Source organism: Kribbella ginsengisoli (assembly GCF_039537185.1).
Classification (GTDB): Bacteria; Actinomycetota; Actinomycetes; order Propionibacteriales; family Kribbellaceae; genus Kribbella; species Kribbella koreensis.
Window position 1 is genome coordinate 126,545 of sequence record NZ_BAABAA010000016.1, and the last position, 16,489, is coordinate 143,033.

The 16,489-nt window shown below is 67.4% G+C and carries 14 protein-coding genes and 1 pseudogene; 11 read left to right on the forward strand and 4 right to left on the reverse strand.

Annotated elements, in window-relative coordinates; all coding sequences use genetic code 11:
- Positions 1-67: 67 nt before the first annotated feature.
- Positions 68-5,488 carry a hypothetical protein gene (locus ABD768_RS37345; protein WP_344848850.1) on the reverse strand — a complete coding sequence of 1,807 codons (5,421 nt, stop codon included), beginning with the start codon at positions 5,486-5,488 and terminating at the stop codon, positions 68-70.
- Between the two features lie 297 nt (positions 5,489-5,785).
- On the opposite strand from ABD768_RS37345, the gene ABD768_RS37350 reads away from it, so the two are divergent.
- The 3 genes from ABD768_RS37350 to ABD768_RS37360 all read left to right on the forward strand — a co-directional run bounded on the left by ABD768_RS37350 (position 5,786) and on the right by ABD768_RS37360 (position 9,370).
- Positions 5,786-8,608 carry a X2-like carbohydrate binding domain-containing protein gene (locus ABD768_RS37350; protein ID WP_344848852.1) on the forward strand — a complete coding sequence of 941 codons (2,823 nt, stop codon included), beginning with the start codon at positions 5,786-5,788 and terminating at the stop codon, positions 8,606-8,608.
- Between the two features lie 124 nt (positions 8,609-8,732).
- Positions 8,733-9,095 (forward strand): hypothetical protein, encoded by a 363-nt coding sequence (locus ABD768_RS37355; RefSeq protein ID WP_344848853.1) that lies wholly within the window; start codon positions 8,733-8,735, stop codon positions 9,093-9,095.
- A 74-nt stretch (positions 9,096-9,169) separates the two neighbouring features.
- Positions 9,170-9,370, forward strand: a complete 201-nt coding sequence (locus ABD768_RS37360; protein ID WP_344848856.1) for a VOC family protein — start codon at positions 9,170-9,172, stop codon at positions 9,368-9,370.
- Positions 9,371-9,376: 6 nt separating this feature from the next.
- Here the strand turns inward: ABD768_RS37360 and ABD768_RS37365 are convergent, their stop codons facing one another.
- The gene (locus ABD768_RS37365; RefSeq protein WP_344848858.1) at positions 9,377-9,727 is read right to left on the reverse strand and encodes a hypothetical protein; all 351 of its coding nucleotides are present in this window, start codon (positions 9,725-9,727) and stop codon (positions 9,377-9,379) included.
- A gap of 676 nt (positions 9,728-10,403) precedes the next feature.
- Here ABD768_RS37365 and ABD768_RS37370 point away from each other — a divergent pair.
- The 5 genes from ABD768_RS37370 (at position 10,404) to ABD768_RS37390 (ending at position 12,625) form a co-directional block, all read left to right on the forward strand.
- A complete protein-coding gene (locus ABD768_RS37370; RefSeq protein ID WP_344848860.1) occupies positions 10,404-10,961 on the forward strand; it encodes a hemerythrin domain-containing protein in 558 nt (185 codons plus the stop codon).
- Between the two features lie 78 nt (positions 10,962-11,039).
- Positions 11,040-11,291: a hypothetical protein gene (locus tag ABD768_RS37375; RefSeq protein WP_344848862.1), complete on the forward strand. Its 252-nt coding sequence runs from the start codon at positions 11,040-11,042 to the stop codon at positions 11,289-11,291.
- Positions 11,278-11,733 carry an SRPBCC family protein gene (locus ABD768_RS37380; RefSeq protein ID WP_344848864.1) on the forward strand — a complete coding sequence of 152 codons (456 nt, stop codon included), beginning with the start codon at positions 11,278-11,280 and terminating at the stop codon, positions 11,731-11,733. Before ABD768_RS37375 ends, ABD768_RS37380 begins: the two co-directional genes overlap by 14 nt.
- Before the next feature lie 13 nt (positions 11,734-11,746).
- A complete protein-coding gene (locus ABD768_RS37385; protein WP_344848866.1) occupies positions 11,747-12,100 on the forward strand; it encodes a hypothetical protein in 354 nt (117 codons plus the stop codon).
- 45 nt (positions 12,101-12,145) lie between these two features.
- Entirely contained in the window at positions 12,146-12,625 is a 480-nt protein-coding gene (locus ABD768_RS37390; protein ID WP_344848868.1) for a DUF6328 family protein, read from the forward strand.
- A gap of 20 nt (positions 12,626-12,645) precedes the next feature.
- Here the strand turns inward: ABD768_RS37390 and ABD768_RS37395 are convergent, their stop codons facing one another.
- Positions 12,646-13,080, reverse strand: a complete 435-nt coding sequence (locus tag ABD768_RS37395; RefSeq protein ID WP_344848870.1) for an ester cyclase — start codon at positions 13,078-13,080, stop codon at positions 12,646-12,648.
- A 28-nt stretch (positions 13,081-13,108) separates the two neighbouring features.
- Here ABD768_RS37395 and ABD768_RS37400 point away from each other — a divergent pair.
- A pseudogene (locus ABD768_RS37400) lies at positions 13,109-13,615 on the forward strand (NAD(P)/FAD-dependent oxidoreductase); the annotation flags it as partial.
- A gap of 100 nt (positions 13,616-13,715) precedes the next feature.
- A complete protein-coding gene (locus ABD768_RS37405) occupies positions 13,716-14,576 on the forward strand; it encodes an FAD-dependent oxidoreductase (protein ID WP_344848873.1) in 861 nt (286 codons plus the stop codon).
- A gap of 109 nt (positions 14,577-14,685) precedes the next feature.
- Here the strand turns inward: ABD768_RS37405 and ABD768_RS37410 are convergent, their stop codons facing one another.
- Entirely contained in the window at positions 14,686-15,867 is a 1,182-nt protein-coding gene (locus ABD768_RS37410) for an MFS transporter (RefSeq protein ID WP_344848875.1), read from the reverse strand.
- On the opposite strand from ABD768_RS37410, the gene ABD768_RS37415 reads away from it, so the two are divergent.
- Complete coding sequence (locus ABD768_RS37415; RefSeq protein ID WP_344848877.1) at positions 15,826-16,467, forward strand: CGNR zinc finger domain-containing protein; 642 nt, start codon at positions 15,826-15,828, stop codon at positions 16,465-16,467. The two genes, ABD768_RS37410 and ABD768_RS37415, sit on opposite strands and share 42 nt — an antisense overlap.
- Positions 16,468-16,489: the final 22 nt, after the last annotated feature.

The window sequence follows — 16,489 nt, forward strand, 5'->3', positions numbered from 1 at the left end:
AGTACTGGTCGATGTGCGCTGAAGAAGGCGCGGCCCGCCGGGGGGTTCGGGGCGGGCCGCGCGGCTCTCAGGGCACCATCTGGTCGGAGCCGGCGTCGTACCGGCGTTGCACGAAGGGGAAGACCCCGGTGACGGTCGGGCGGGGTTGCCCGTCGATGTCCGGGCTGTGGGCGCTGACCGTGTAGCTGAACCCCGACGTCGGGGTTCCCCACCGGACCACCGTGCTCGCGGCGCCCAGCCCGCGGGCGGAGGAGGCCGGTGTCGCCGTGGCCAGATGGAAGTCGCCCATCAGGTTCGGCGGCAGCAGCTGCGCCACGATCGCTGCCTCCCGGAAGGCCGGGTACGACCGGACCGCCAGGATGTTGACGCTGACCTCGTACGGCGACACGAAGCCCGGGTCGACCAGCGAGTTCGACGGATCCGGCGCGGAGCCGGTCTCGTCCTGCAGCACCGAGTGGGTCGGGGTGAGCAACGCCCCGGGCACGTCGGCCGCGCCCATGTCCCACGAGTTCACGGTGTTGTCCGTGCCGTCGGGCAGTTTGCCGCCGATGCCGTAGACCCAGCCGCCGCTGAAGTTGCCGGCCCGGTTGTCCCAGAACACGTCGTTCAGGAGCGTCGGCTTGCTGAACGTGGTGTTCGCCAGCGTCTGCGAGCCCGGGAACAGCGAGGTGTTGCGCAGCCTCGCCTGCAACGGATCGCTGTTCGCGGCGGTGGACAGTCCGGCCGGCGCCGGATCGCCGTTGCTGGTCACCGCCGTGGCGGTGGTCAGGTTCTTCGTCACCGTGTTGTTCACGAAGTTGACGAAGGCCGAGTCGTCGATGGCCACGCCACCGCCCTCGTGGGCGGACACGTTGTCGGCGATGGTGTTGTCGGCGATCAGGATGGTCTGCGGGTCGGAGCGGGAGATGTGCGATCCGCTCGTCTGCAGCAAGCGGATGCCGCCACCGTCGTCGTTGGCCAGGTTGGCCTGGATCGTGTTGCCCTCGATGGTCACCGGACCGGTACCCGGCGACAGCGCCGTCGGGGTGGCCGGCAGTTCGCCGGCGATCATCACGCCGCCGCCCTCGTCGTACGAGGCGTTGAACCAGATCCGGTTGTCGGTGACGGTGCCGCCGGAGCTGCCACCGCCGTTGACCATGTAGCCGAAGGCGGTCAGCGCGCCGCCGTACTCCGCGGAGAAGTTGCCGCAGATCGCGTTGGCGTCGATCCGGTAGCCGTCGCTGCCGGTGAACAACCCGATCCCGCCGGCCAGGTTGGTGCCGCCGTTGTCACGGATCTGGTTGCGCGCGATGGTCGCGTTGAAGTTCTGGTTGTTGCCGACGTACGGCGTACCGATCCGGATGCCGCCGCCGTACGAGCCGCCGTTGCCGTGGATGACGTTGTCGGTCACCCGCAGGTTGCGGACGTTCGCGTGGGCATAGACGCCACCGCCTTGGGTGACCAGTGCGCCCGCAGCGCCGTACGGCGTCGTCACCGCGCCGGTGAGCGCGTTGACGTTGCCCGGCAGATCGGCCTGCGCTCCGCCGGTGATGCTCATGCCGTCGAGCGTGACCGGCCAGCTGTTCGGCGTCAGGCCCGCCAGGGCAGGATCGTCGAGCACCGTGACCACGGCCGAGTCCGGGACCGCCGGGTTGCCCGAGTACGTCAGGCTGCTCAGCAGGTTGATCCAGGCGGTGCCGTTCGGGTTGTCCAGGTTGAAGCCCGAACCGTCCAGGATCGTCCCCGGTACCCAGGTGTTGTCCGAGTCGAAGCCACCTGGGCCGACCCCCTGGATCCGGACCTGGTGATGGACGATGACGTTCTCGTTGTAGTCACCCCGTGGGTTGGTGCTGGTCTGCGCGTTCGGCCAGATCACCACCAGCCAGTACGGACGCGCGGGCGTGATCACCTGACCGCGCGGGTTGCGGATCACCCGGTTCGGCCGCGCCGCCTCGAGGCCGGCCTGCACGGTCTTGTACGTCTTGGTCGGACCGACCTCGATCAGGACCGGGTTGTTCGGGTCCGTCCCCGGTGTCGACGCGTTGGCCGCCGCCAGCACCTGCAACGTCAGACCGTTCACACTCTTCAGCCCGCTGTGACCGGTGATCGCCAGCTCGGCCGCGCCGAGAGCGAACCCGTTCGGCACGGTGAAGGTGATGCTCTTGTCGGTCCAGTTGGTGACGGTCATCGCTGTCCCGTTGAGGGTCACCTGGTCGGGTGCGCCCGCGGCGCCGAAGCCGAGGCCGCTGATGGTGACCGACCGGTTCGGATCCCCTCTCCTGATGTACGGCCGGCTCACCGCCAGCAGTTGCGGCACGGTGCCACCGAGATCGCACATCGTCGGATTCACCGTCGTGGTGTCGGGTGCGAGCACGGTCGCGGCAACCTGGGTCGGCGCCTCGTCGGTGACCGTGTAGAGGCCCGGCCAGGCCTGGAAGTTGGTCGCGATCGTCCGGAACCTCGAGTTGTAGTCCGGGTTGAGCGCGCCTGGCTGGCCTGGGTCGTTACCGACGAAGCGGTACATGTTCGGGCAGGGACCGGCCGGCAGTGGGCAGTTGTAGGTGCCCGTCGACGGTTCCAGCGCCTCGTACAGGCCGTTGAAGTCGGTGTGCACGGTGTCCACCAGCCGTCCGGACCAGTCGTACAGACCGACCGGGACGAACGGCAGGCCCTGCGCCTCGCCGTAGTTGACGCTGCGCTTGTCGAGGGTGAGCCCGAGGTCGTTCAGGGTCAGGCCCCAGAAGTGCGTCGGGATCGGCACCTCGGTGAACAGGCTGAAGTTCGGTGCGGTCGCCTGGTTCGCCCGCAGGCCGACGAGCTTGTCGTCGCAGGACGGCCGCTCGTAGCCCTGGAACGGGCTGCCGCCACCGGCGTTGAACGCCTCGTTCGTCACGTTGACCGTGTGCAGCGGTCCGGCGCACGGCGAGATGATGCCCGCCTGCTGCGACGGCGGCTGATCCGGTGGTACCGGCGTCGGATCCGGCGGTCCGGCCGGGTCCTCGGCCGCGGCCGGGGTGGCCGGCGGGTAGTTCTCCTGCGGCAGGTAGCTGTCACCGTCGAAGACGTTCACGTCTTCCTCGGCGGTGGACTTGTACATCGGCTTGCCGTCGACCGGGTCGTTCGGGATGTCGACCGAGACGATGTAGTCGCGGGCCGGCAGATCTTGTTCCTCACCGGCGGGCAGCGGCGCGTAGAGCGCCAGCCCGTCCGGGTTGTGCACGGTGTCGGTCGGCGGGTAGAGGTTGATCTTCGAGGTGGTGAAGCCGTAGTTCCCGTTCACCGTCTGGCTTCCACCGGGAGCATCGCTCGCACCGACCGCCAGGCCCATCATCGGCGCCTCGACGCACATCCTGTTCGCGGCCGCGCCGAACTCCGGCAGTGCTTGCTGGTCGGTCAGCGGCTGCCCGTTGTACATCCGGGCGGTACAGCCCCGCGGCGGCGCCCACTTCTCCGAGGTGTAGGCGTCCTGGACCTCCGGCCCCTTCACGAACGCCCCGTACTTCGGGTTGTCCTGCAGCCCGCCGTTGCCGTCGGGCACCTGCTTGGGCTCGGTCTCGTAACCCTGCCGGCACAGCTCGGTCGGCGTGGTCGCGGTGCAGGCCTTCGGCAGGTACAAGCGGACCGGGATGTCGGGGATGCCCGGCTGGTACGGCTCGGTGGCGGCCTTCGCCGGATCGAGCTCGTTGCGGGTGGTGTCGTAGGTGACGGTTCCGACGATGCCGCCGTTGGTGCCCGGATCGTACGGCTGGACGCCCCAGTCGATCTGGCCGCGCAGGCCGATGATCGGCAGGAAGTTGATGTCCACCAGGCTGCCCAGCTGGGTGGTCGCCTTGGTCTCGTTGGCGCCCTTGTAGGTGATGCCGGTGGTCTTGTAGCGGGTGTTGAAGCCCTCCAGGATCAGCCACTTGCCCAGCGGGTAGGTCTCCTTGATGTCGTAGTTGCCGTTGGCATCGGTGGTCGTGGTGTTCGTGTACTGGTCCATCAGCGAGTTGTCGCGCTCGCGGACGGTCAGGCCGAAGCCGGGCACGGCCCGCTCACCGGTGTCGCGCTTGCCGTTGCCGTTGGCATCGACGAAGACGCTGCCGTGGACGTGGCTGAACCAGCCGACCAGCATCTTGTTGCCGACGTCGGTGACGTCGCCGTTGTGCACCTCGACGTTGAAGCTCCACAGGATGTAGTCCTGGTCGTCGTCCCACAGGGTCAGCTGGTAGGTCCCGTCGGGCACGTTCTTGATGTCGAAGCTGCCGTCGGCCGCGCCGCGACCGACGTAGACGGCCGCGTCACCAGCGTCCAGGTCGGACAGCGCCACCCACGGGTTCGGGATCGGCCCGTCGGACTTGGCGCCGGCGAACCCGGTCTCGGGCACGACCTGGCCGTTCTGGCCGCCGATGTAGGGCAGGCCGGCGATGGCGACACCCTTGATCTCACCGGTCGGCGGCGTACCGGCCGGCGGGGTGATGGCCCGGGTCCGGACGAAGCCGAACTGGACCGACGGCACGAGTTCACGGCCGCGCACCTGCTCGGTGTCGTACCCGGTCTCGCCTTCCTGCTGCCAGATGTCGTGGTCGTGACCACCCTCCAGGGTGGTCGTCTGGACCCATTGGTAGGTCTGGCCGGCGGCCGGCGCGGGCGGTGCGACGGTCGCGGCGTAGCGGTTGGGTCCCATGTTCGGGATGACGATCTGGCCGGTGGCGTCGCTGACGCACTTGCCGGTGGTGCGGGTGGTGTCCACGATCGGCTTGTTGTCGGCGTCGAACAGCATCGGCCCGCTGCCGTTGGCGTTCGCGTGCTTGTACACGGTGCACAGCGCGTTGCCGTAGTAGTCGGTGCTGACCAGGCCGAGAACGTCGGTCAGGGTGGCGGTGAAGCCGGCCAGCCCCTGCTCGGCGTCGACCTCGTAGGTGCCGTCGACGGGCACGCTGTCGTTGAACACCTGCAACCGCAGGGTGGTCAGCGGCAGCGGTGTCGGATTCATCCGGACGACGGCGTGCGTGGTCGCGCCGGAGCCGACGGTGAAGTGCTGACCGTCGATCTTGAAGCCGTCGGCGGTGACCGAGATCAGGTACTTCCCGGCCGGCAGGTTGCCGAGCGCGGTGTCGTCGTCCAGGTCCGCTTCGGTGCCCTGGGCAACGATCGGCGCGAAGCCGGACGTGTTCCTGGTCGACGGCCACGGGCAGCTGTCGGCGAAGTCCGGATCGGCCGACCCGCCCGGCGCCGTACTCGGCAGGCACTGCCCGATCAGCTGGTTCGACCGGGTCCCCGGATCACCGGTGTCGTCGACATTGATCAGCCATTTGTAGTGCGGCACCGGATCGCCCTCGTGGACGAACCCGGGTCCCGAGTTGACCGACCGCGCGCTCTCGACGTGCAGGGTCAGGCTGCCGGGCCCGGCGGCCGCCGCGGGCGCCGCACCCCCCGACGCCTGCCCCACCGAGACGAGCGCGGCGATCATCCCGAACCCGACCACCGCCCGCAACCACCTGGGCGCGGATGTCCGTTGTCCTCTCACAGCCCCTCCCCCACCTGTCGACACGCGCGAGTCCTCCCGACTCACGTCTGTCGTTCGCCAGCGTGGCGGAGCCACCACTACCCGGCCCGCAGATGACGCCGCCGTCATTTGTTTGTCACCGACCCCCGGGATCGGCGGCTTTCGTCGCCTGCCGGGACGGGCCGGACCGGCGGTGGCCGGCCGACTTTTCGGTGAGCCATAGCCAGGCAGGGCAGTGACGTGCAGACTTTCTGAACGCCGTGAAGTAACTAGCGGCGATGTCCGGCAGCTCCGGACCGACAGAAAGGTCACCCCGCCATGGCCATTTCCCCTGGACGCAGACGCCTACGTGTGGCTGCGGCGACGCTGGTGGTTGCCGCGCTCATCCCTCCAGGCCTGTCGTCGACCTCGATCGCTGCGCCGGCAGCGGCAGACATCACGACTGTGCAGCCGCTGACAGGACCTGCTGGTGAGGCCGCGCGGACGCCGTACATGGGTTGGAGCAGTTACAGCATGCAGGTCTACTCCAACAACGGAGGGACCTGGATCAATGCCGCCCAGCTCAAGGCACAGTCCGATGCGATGCACCAGAAGCTCCAGCCGTACGGGTACAAGTACATCAACATCGACGCCGGCTGGAACGACGGTGTCGACGCCTACGGCCGCCCGAAACCCAGCACGACGCTGTTCCCGAACGGCTTCTCCGATGTCATCGACTACATCCACGCCAACGGCCAGAAGGTCGGGATCTACAGCATCCCCGGCATCTCGCCCGCCCTCGAACAGGCCAATCTCCCGGTCTTCGGGCACCCGGAGTGCCGGACTGGTGACCTCGCACTCCAACCGCTGCAGCAGGCCGACTACTGGGGCTTCGGGCACCGCATCGACATGTCCAAGCCGTGCTCTCAGGCCTACCTCGACTCGATCGCCGACCTGTACGCCGAGTGGGGCATCGACTTCCTCAAGTTCGACAGCGTCACCCCAGGCTCCGGGCACAGCGACCTCTCGCTCGACGCGCGCGCCGAGGTGGCCGGCTGGTCACAGGCGCTGACGCCGCACGGGATCTGGTTCGAACTGTCCTGGGCGCTCGACCTCAACTACGCCGACTACTGGAAGCAGTACGCGAACGGCTGGCGGGTCGACTGGGACGTCGAGTGCTACTGCCCCGGGCAGGCCCTGACCGCCTGGCCGAACATCAGCAGATTGTTCCCCAAGCTCGCCGAATGGTGGCGGCACGGCGGCCCCGGCGGCTGGAACGACCTCGACTCATTGAACGTGGGTAACGGCGCGATGGACGGCCTGACCCAGGACGAACGCCGGACTGCGGCGACGCTGTGGGCCGTGTCGGCGGCACCGTTCTATGTCGGCAACGACCTCACCCAGCTCGACCAGTTCGGCCTGAGTCTGCTGACGAACACCGAAGTGCTCGCTGTCAACCAAGCGGGCCGCCCAGCACAGCCGGTGTCGACCGCCACCGACCAGCAGGTCTGGTACTCACTCAACGCGGACAACAGCTACACCGTTGCCCTGTTCAACCTCGGAGGCTCAGCATCCACGGTCACCGCGAACTGGTCCGACCTCGGCCTGACCGGCGGGGCGCAGGTGCGTGACCTTTGGGCCAAGCAGGATCTCGGCAGCTTCGCATCAGGGTTCACGGCGACCGCAGTACCGGCGCACGGCGTACGGCTGCTGAAAGTCACCCCGCAGGCAGGCTCGACGATCAACGTGAACGACGACGATCAGCGCGTCGCATACGCCGGAACCTGGCAGCGCAACGGTGGCCGTGAGGTCACGACGATCACGGACTCGCTGGCGCTCACGGTCGCGGACACCACGGCCGGCGGCACCGCGCCCGCCGGCGGCGTCCGTACCACCGAGGTGAACAACGACAACCCCGCGATCAACTACACCGGCACCTGGAGCCGTAGCTGGAGCCGCGGACTCGGCGACTACCAGGACGACGTCCAGTACACCGAGACGAACGGTGACGCATTCTCGTACACCTTCACCGGGACCGGCATCGACTACGTGACCGAGAAGCACGCGTCACAAGGCGACGTGGACATCTACGTCGACGGCGTCTTCAAACAGACCGTCAGCACGTACCAAGCCAGCGGTCGCGGCGCGCAGCAGGTCGTCTACGGCATCTCCGGCCTCACCAACGGGATCCACACCATCCGGGGCGTGAAGAAGACCGGCCAGTTCATGCTGCTCGACAAGTTCAACGTCCGCACGCCGGGCGGTGTCCGCACCATCTCACTCAACGACAACGACGCCCAGATCACCTACACCGGTTCATGGGGCAACAGCACCGGCCGCGGCTTCGGCGACTACCGCGACGACGTCCAGTACGCCGAAGCCAACGGCGACGCCTTCAGCTCGACCTTCACCGGAACGGGCGTCGACTACATCACCGAAACCCACGCGTCACAAGGCGACGTCGACATCTACATCGACGGCATCTTCAAGCAGACCGTCAACGCCGGCCAGGCCAGCGGCCGCGGTGCCCAGCAGGTCGTCTACAGCATCTCCGGGCTGACGAACGGCACCCACACGATCCGCGGCGTGAAGAAGTCCGGCCAGTTCATGCTCGTCGACCGGCTCGACGTACGGCAGCCAAGTCTTCTCACCCCCGACACCGCCGTCTTCGACAAGAAGACATCTGCTCAGGCGGACGTCGTCGTACAGCTCGGCCGACCGGCGAGCGACCTGACCTCCATCCAGCGAGGCAGCACGACCCTGGTCAACGGCACCGACTACACCACCTCCGGTGCGGCGGTCACACTCAAGAAGAGCTACCTCGCGGCCCAGCCCACCGGCTACACCAACCTGAACTTCACCTTCAGAAGCGACTACCACAACGACATCCACGCAACGACCGCGAACGGCGCAGCCCTCGAGTTCGCCTTCAAGGGCACGACCGTCACCTGGCTCACCGCCACAGCCCCCGACCAAGGCGAAGCCGACGTGTACGTCGACAACGTCCTCATCCAGCGAGTCAACCTGCAAACCGCAACCCGCGGCACCCTGCAAAGCATCTTCACCCGGTCCGGCCTCACCAACACCGACCACACCCTGCGCATCGTGAAGGTCTCCGGCTCCCTCCTCCGCAACGACGTAATCCGCTACACGACCGCCTGACGGCACACGGGTGGTCTGGGATCCCCAACCGGTCCCAGACCACCCCCGGTCGGCCGTGCATAAGTTTCAGCCGCTCAGGGATGCCCAGGGTTTCAGTCAGGTAGACCGCGGTAACCGCATCAGCATGGCCACGGATATCGCATCACCTGAGAGCCACGCCCGTCGATCGCGGTTGCTCGATTGGGGGGCGCTGCTGGCGGCGATTGCCGTCGTGATGATCAGCGGGAGTTCGTTGGCCTCGGCTACCGTCTTACTTGCCGACAGCAACAGCGCCGACACGGCAGCTGTAGTCATCGGCACATCCGCGTCCGCCGCCAGCGCCAGCCCGCTCCCCGGCGGGGACGTCGACGGAGATGCGAACGACTGGACAGGAACACCCCTGATCTTCCTGGCCGTCCTCGCTGTCCTGCTGGTGGTCGTCGGCGGAATCATCCTCGCCCGCTACCGAAGCCACCGAAGCCAGCAAGCAGATCAGCACAGAAAGTGAACGGTGCCGCACCCCGATTCGATTATGGGTACTGGCTGGCCGAATCGACTGTCTGATCACCTCAGGGAGTAGCAGTGACTGCAAAACCCTCCGCAATCGGAGACCTCCGCCTGGCGACGATCGTCGTCAACTCCACCGACATGGACCGGACCGCGGCCTTCTGGTCCGCCGCGCTCGGCTACACGGCACCGGACCAGATCGGCGACCACGACCAGTTCGCGAAACTCACCGACCCGGCCGGCCACATCTTCTGCCTCTTCCTACCGGGCTTCTAGCGAAAGTCAGCCGGACGGGGAGGTCTCGTCCGGCTCCGGTGTGTCCGCTTCTTCGTGCTCAGGAGTGCCCAAGGGGCGAATCGGATCCGGGCCGGCCGGCGCGTCCGGTTGTTCTGGCGAACCCAGCGGCTGGATCGGGTTGGGCTCAGCCGTGCTCTTGCCGTACGGCGGCTGGTTCGCCGGCTCGAGCGTGATACCGGCCTGTGCCGCCTTCTGCGCAACGGCGATCTCCGGGCGACCAAGCCTGATGCCGATCACACACGGCGGAATGTTGCAACGGGCCAACTCTTCAAGGCGGTCGAGCTCTGTCGCAGTCCACGGTTCGGCCGCGTTGCTGACAGATTGTGGCAGCAGCATCGATCTCACTTCTTCCCTCAGCTTCTGCCAGCCCTGTGCCCACTCCCAGCCGATCGAAAAGCCGACGATCGACCGGGGCGTCGCAACCCCGGCGCAGTGAGGAGATCAGACGCTCGTACGGCGGTCAGCCGGCTTGAGTCGGCCAGGCCGGTGCCGGTGCGCATCTGGCGCATCCTCCGCGGACGCACTCTTGGGCGTCGGGCAGACCGGGCCACGACTGATCGGCCCGCCACCGAGTCTTCGGCTCTTCCACTGCTTCTCGTCGTAGTCGTAATACGTATCTACGCCACCCACAGCCATCATCGATCTCCCGCCAAACCGAAACCACCGATCCGGCCGCTGACTGCCCAACGGACCGCCGTTTTCAGACTGCCACGCCGCGGCGACCGACACCAGCCCCGACCTCCGCCGCCAGCACCTTCTCGCGGATCGCCGGCCACTCGTCGCCGTCCCCCGCGTCGGTCGCGACGCCCGAACTTCACGGCGTGGCCCACTTCTGGACCACGGTCACCAACACGCCCTCCGTACCCGATCATCAAAAGCCATGCACGACTGCGCCGAGCGAGATCGCCTCCGCGTCAGCAGCCGACGCCGCTTCACTCGTCCGTTTTGCCGCCGGGTACCGGCGACCTGGAGTCGCGCTGATGGACGCGCGGCCGGGCGAAGGGATACTGGCATGGCTGCCGATGTCGTCGATCTGATCATGCAGGACCACCGCGAGGTCGAGCGCCTGTTCGACGAACTGAAGAACCACCCCGAGAAGCGCAAGGGCCTGGTACCAGTCCTAACGACCCTGCTGTCGGCGCACAGCCGCGCCGAAGAGTCCGCCGTCTACCCGGCGGCCGCCGCCGAAGCCGGCGAGGCGGACGACGTCGCGCACAGCCAGGAAGAACACATCGAGGCCGACCAGCTCCTGGCCAAACTCGCCGACACCGACCCCGAGTCAGCCGACTTCGACAAGGTCCTCCAGAACCTCGTGGACGCCGTCACCCACCACGTCGAAGAAGAAGAGACCAAGGTCCTCCCCGGTATGCGCGCCAACCTCAGCCAAGATCGCCGCCTCGAACTGGCCGAAGCCTTCGCGGCCAGCCGCAAGGAGCACCTCGGCGACCAGCCCGACGACATCACCCGCGACCAGCTCCTCCAGCAGGCCCGCAATGCAGACATCTCCGGCGTCTCCTCCCTCGACAAGGACGCCCTGCAGAAGAAGCTCCAGCAAGAGGCCGGCGAGTAGGCCAACCGCCGTTTCCGAACTGTCTTGCTGGGCACCTGAGGCAGGCCAGGGTGTTCGTCGACAATGGGAGTGACCGTCATGTCGATCATCGACCGATTCAAGCGCTGGCGTACCTCGCACGCCCTCAACGAAGCGGACGCGCCGGCCGACACGTCGACAGCAATGACGAGGACCGAAGGCGGCGACCCGCGTGGTGACACGCCGGCCACCACCGGCACCGGCCCGAGCGGCGAGTTCGTCGGCCGGGTCGCCGGCGACGAAGCCGACACCGGCATCAGCGGCGCCGAGGCCCGCTCCGGCATGAAGGACAGCCCCGATGGCACACCATGAAGCGTCAGCGACCGTGAACGTCGCGCCGAACATCCTGTTCGACTACGTGTCCGACCTCCAGCAGCTACCGAACTACCTGCCCCGGCTGACCGGCGTACACCAGACCACGCCAGCACCGGCCGAGGCACAGGGTATGGAGGCCCGCCGGCCCAACCAGGCCGTGCACCACGAGGTCGAGGTCACCGCCGACGAACCGCCCGGCCACACCGTACGCAGCGAGGCCTGGATCGACGTCGTCGAGGAGAACCGCACGCTCCGCTGGGGCGCACCCAGTGACACCGGGTACCACGGCGAGCTCGAAGTCGGCTTCGTTGCCGACGGCACTTCACTCCTCACCGTCCGGCTGGACACCGACCACCCGGACGACCCAGCCGTCGACGACGAACTTCGCCGCGCCGTCGACGCCATCAAGACCTCACTCGAGCAGACGACGACCAGTTGAGGAGGAGATGGAAATGACGGTCAAGCTGAACAAGACCGCGTTCGCGCATGCGAAGGACCTGATCGGCAACGGCCAGACGGTCAAGGACGAACGGGACGACTGGAGCGAGCACGCGCCAACCGCCGACCAGGAGAACGAGTACCTCGACAAGCACGGTTGGGACGAGTACGGGCTGTGGTACCTGGGCATCGACACCGAGATGGGTGACGAGACCAAAGGCCACTACAAGTTCCCCTACGGAGACTTCCGCCGCGTCCATCGCTGCGGCGTCATCAGTGCCGAGTCCCGCGCCGCCCAGAACGACTACGACGACATCACCGACGCCGTCGCCCAACTCCACGAACTCCTCGACGGCGACCACGCCTGACGCACCGACCAACCTGCCCGCCTGACCGTCTTGTGAGGACACGTGATGGCCCGCCAACCGTACGTCCGTGAGGAAGAAGACGCCGGCGAGCGTCTCGACCGGCACTGGAACGAACTCCTGCAGGAACTCCGCCTGGCCCAGACCGGCACCCAGATCCTGTTCGCCTTCCTGCTGACCATCGCCTACCAAAGCGGATTCCAGGCCGCTGACCAGTTCACCCACCACGCGTACGCCGTCACGATGACCGCATCGGCGATCGCCGTCGCCCTGTTCCTGGCGCCGGTCTCGTTCCACCGCATGGTCTACCGGCAAGGCCTCCGCGACCGCCTCGTCCCGATCAGCCACCACCTGATCGGCGCAGGCCTCGTCTTCCTGATCGCGGCCATCGCCGGCGGGGTCCTCCTGGCCCTCGACGCCGTCCTGTCCCGACCGGTCGCGTTCGCGATCCTCGCCGGCGTACTCACCTGCTTCCTCACCCTCTGGTACGCCCTCCCCGCCTACGTCCGCGCGAAGTACGGCGACTGATCAAACGCCCTCGACGGCGACTACCGGCAGAGGCGGGCGTTGTCGGCCGTGCCTTCGACCTCCAGGATGAGGCCGTCGACGATGCGGTACATGTCGAACTCGTCGGTCTCGACCGGCGAGCCGTCGCCTGGCGCCCCTAGAAACTCCCCGCGCCGGGTGCCGGTGTCATGAAGGTGCACTGCCAGCCATTCGCCTTCGTAGATGGCACGGCGAAGTTCCCATCGATAGTCCGGGAAGACCGTGGTGGTGCGGATGACGTCGGCGACGTATTCCGCGCGGGATCTGACGACGCCGTTCACCAGCACCGGATCGGCCAGAAACGACCCGAGTTCGTTCCAGGCCCGCAGATTGCAGGCCTCGAGATAGGCGCGATATCGCTGGATGACTTCAGCTCGACTCGACATGCTCCGATTGTGCGGGATCACCTCGATTGGGGCCGGGTACCGGGCGAGCATGGTTTCAGTGTGGACAGCGACCGCCGAAATGCCCCGGTACGACGCCCTGCAAGGCGACACGACCGCCGATGTGCTGGTGATCGGCGGCGGTTTGATCGGACTGACGACAGCGCTACTGCTCGCCCGGGACGGCGCACAGGTCGCCCTGATCGAAGCCCAACGGATCGGCTCGCGAACCAGTGGCCACACGACCGGCAAGGTCACCTCTCAGCACGGCGCCATCTACGCGCCCCTGGTCGCCCGCCACGGGACGGACAAAGCGCGCCAGTACGCCACCGCCAACCAGGCAGCGGTCGAACAGGTAGCCGCCCTGATCGATGCCGAAGGCATCGACTGCGAGTTCCTCAGAACCCCTGCCTACGTCTACTCCACCAAATCCGCCGACGCCCTGGACAGTGAAGCGGCCGCAGCGTCATCGCTCGGCCTCCCCGCGCATCTGGTCGACGCCGCAGAAGTCGGAGTCCCCGCGGCCGCCGCCCTCCGCTTCGACAACCAGGTCCAACTGCACCCCGCACGCTACCTCGCCGGCCTGGCGACGGCCTTCGAGCGCACCGGCGGCCGGATCTTCGAGCACACCCGAGCCGGCAAGGTCGACGAGGGACGGAGCCGTTCACGTCAGCACCGCAAAGGGCGGCGTGATCACCGCCTATCAAGCAGTACTCGCAACGCTGCTCCCCATCGGCATCACCGGCGCCTACTTCGCCCGGACGCGCCCCAATCAGTCCCACGGCATCGCCGTCCGGCTTCCGGTCGAAGCACCCACCGGTATGGCGATCTCGGTCGACTCCCCCACGCACTCGACCCGCCCCTGGCCAGGCGGCGGACCGAACGGCTTGATCGTCGTCGGCTCCGACCACGAGGTCGGATCGACCAACGAGACCGAGGCCGCCTACCAAAGCCTGGTCGATTGGGTGAACTCGACCTGGAACGCCGCGATCGAACCCGAGTACCGTTGGTCAGCTCATGACTACAGCACTCCGGACCTGCTGCCCTACGTGGGCAGATCTCCGGGCAGCCGCTCCATCTTCGTTGCCACCGGCATGCACAAATGGGGACTCAGCAACGGAACCGTTGCGGCCGGCATCATCAACGACCTCATCGCCGGCCGGGACCACCCCGCCGCCAACCTGTACGACGCAACCCGGTTCGGCGACACCCGCGCCGTCGCCAAGCTGATCACCGACAACCTCAAGGTGGGCAAGAACTTCACCCTCGGCCACGCCCAGCGGATCCTGAGAGGCGGCCTCGACCACCTCGAAGCCGGCCAAGGCGGACTCCTCAAGACCGGCAACGGAACCATCGGCGGCTACCGCGACCAGGACGCGAACCTCCACACCATCAAACCGATCTGCACCCACCTCGGCTGCCCCCTGACCTGGAACACCGCCGACACCACCTGGGACTGCAGCTGCCACGGCTCCCGCTTCGATCCCGACGGGGAAATCCTCGACGGCCCTGCCACCACCCCACTCGAAGCACCGACCACCGATGCCTAGCCCACGGTCGGTACGGGAGTCCAGGCCGAAGGCGAGGTTGCCTGCGACTACGACTACGACGCGTGCGCGACGCAGTGGTACGACTACGTGCTCGTCAAGAACTACATCGTCAGCAAGATCTACTACCGCGGTGGGGGCTACCACTTCTACTGGTGGAACTGACGGTTCTGGCGCCGATCGATACGGCGACCGCCGTCAGCGCGACCGTCAGCCAGCCTGCGCGATAGTCGATGACGTCGCCGCGGCCGGCCACCGAAATGGTGACGGCCACCATCGTTGCAGTACCGACCTGCGCGGCCGTGTTCAGCAGACCGGCCGCGCTCCCCTGCTCTTCAACCGGTACTGCGGTCCCGAGCTCGTACGCCGCGACGGCGCCGGCCCCGTTCCCCAGGCCTGCCAAGGTGAGCCCGATCAGAAGTGCCTCCGTCGTGGACCAAACGAAGGCCATGATCGCCCCACCGCCAATCAGCAGAAACCCGAGCGTCACCACCCGTCGCGCCCCGACCAGCGGCATCAGCCGGCCCGCCAGTCCCGCCGCAATCACCACCGAGATACTGAACGGCAGGATGAGCAGCCCTGCGGCCGCCGGACTGAATCCCTCAGCCTGCTGCAGATACAGAGTCCCGACCACGACCAGCGAGCTCGTCGTCGCCGTGACACCGAACGATCCGATCAGTCCCGCCACGAACGGCGGCCGCCACAAACCGACCGGCACCAAAGGTGACGTCGTACGACGTTCATGAACCACCAACCACACTGTGGCCAGCACCCCCACCAGCACCAACGCAGCCGGAAGGGCCCACGCCCTGGCAGCAGTATTGGCGGCAGCAACGATCGCCCCAACCGAAACCACCTGCAGCATGACCGACCGCAGGTCGAAGGCCGACGCAGCCCGGTTCGGCCGATCCCGCTCGACCAGCCGCAGCAGTACTGCGATCAACACCGTCGCGACCGCCAGATTGCCCCAGAAGATGGCGCGCCAGCTCACCGCGGACGTCGTCAGACCGCCGACCAGCAGACCCGTCGCACCGGCCAATCCTCCGCAGGCGTTCCAAGCGCCAAGCGCGCGATCACGAGCAGCCTGCGTCTCGGCGACCCTGGTCAGCAGAACCAGGGCGTTCGGCACGGTCACCGCAGCCGCCGCACCCTGGATCGCCCGCCCGGCCACCAGCATCGCCATCACCGGCGCGGCAGCAGCGACCGCCGACCCCACTGCGAACAGCACAAGGCCCATCACCAGCACGCGACGATGCCCCAACCGATCACCGAGCCGCGCCGACAACAGCAGCAAACTGCTGAACCCGACCGCGTAGACGGGTACCAGGAGCCCTGCCAGGAGATCGAGTTGACCTGGGCCTGGCTGGAGGGCTACCCGGCACTCGACTTCGCGAACACAGTGATCAGGCGCGGCTGGACGGAGTACGAACTGATCACCTCGGTCGACGCTCTGAGCTCCTGGCTGGACGCCGCCGCGCTCCCCGCGCCACGGCCCACGACCGTCACGGACGATGATCTGCAAAGCTTCCTGCCCCTTCGCGATGCCTCCCTACGCTTGCTCCGTGCCGTTACGGGTCACGGAGACTGGCACGCTGCCGACGTACGGACCCTCAACGAAGCCCTCCTCGACTGCCCCGAGGTGACCGTGCTCGAGACAGCGGGATCCGTCGTCTCGCGCACAGTCGGCTCGCCGGCACCGTTCTCGCTCCTGCTGGCCCGCCTCGCCGCCGAGGTGCGCGACGTACTGGCCGGCCCGCGACCAGACCTCGCCCTGTGTGACGCACCCGGCTGCGGCCAGCTCTTCTTCCAGCGCCGCACCAACCAAGCCTGGTGCGGCCCGCCTTGCGGCAACCGCGCCCGCGTAGCCCGCCACCACACCGCCACAGACAACTAGCGAGCGCCGGTGATGACGGCAA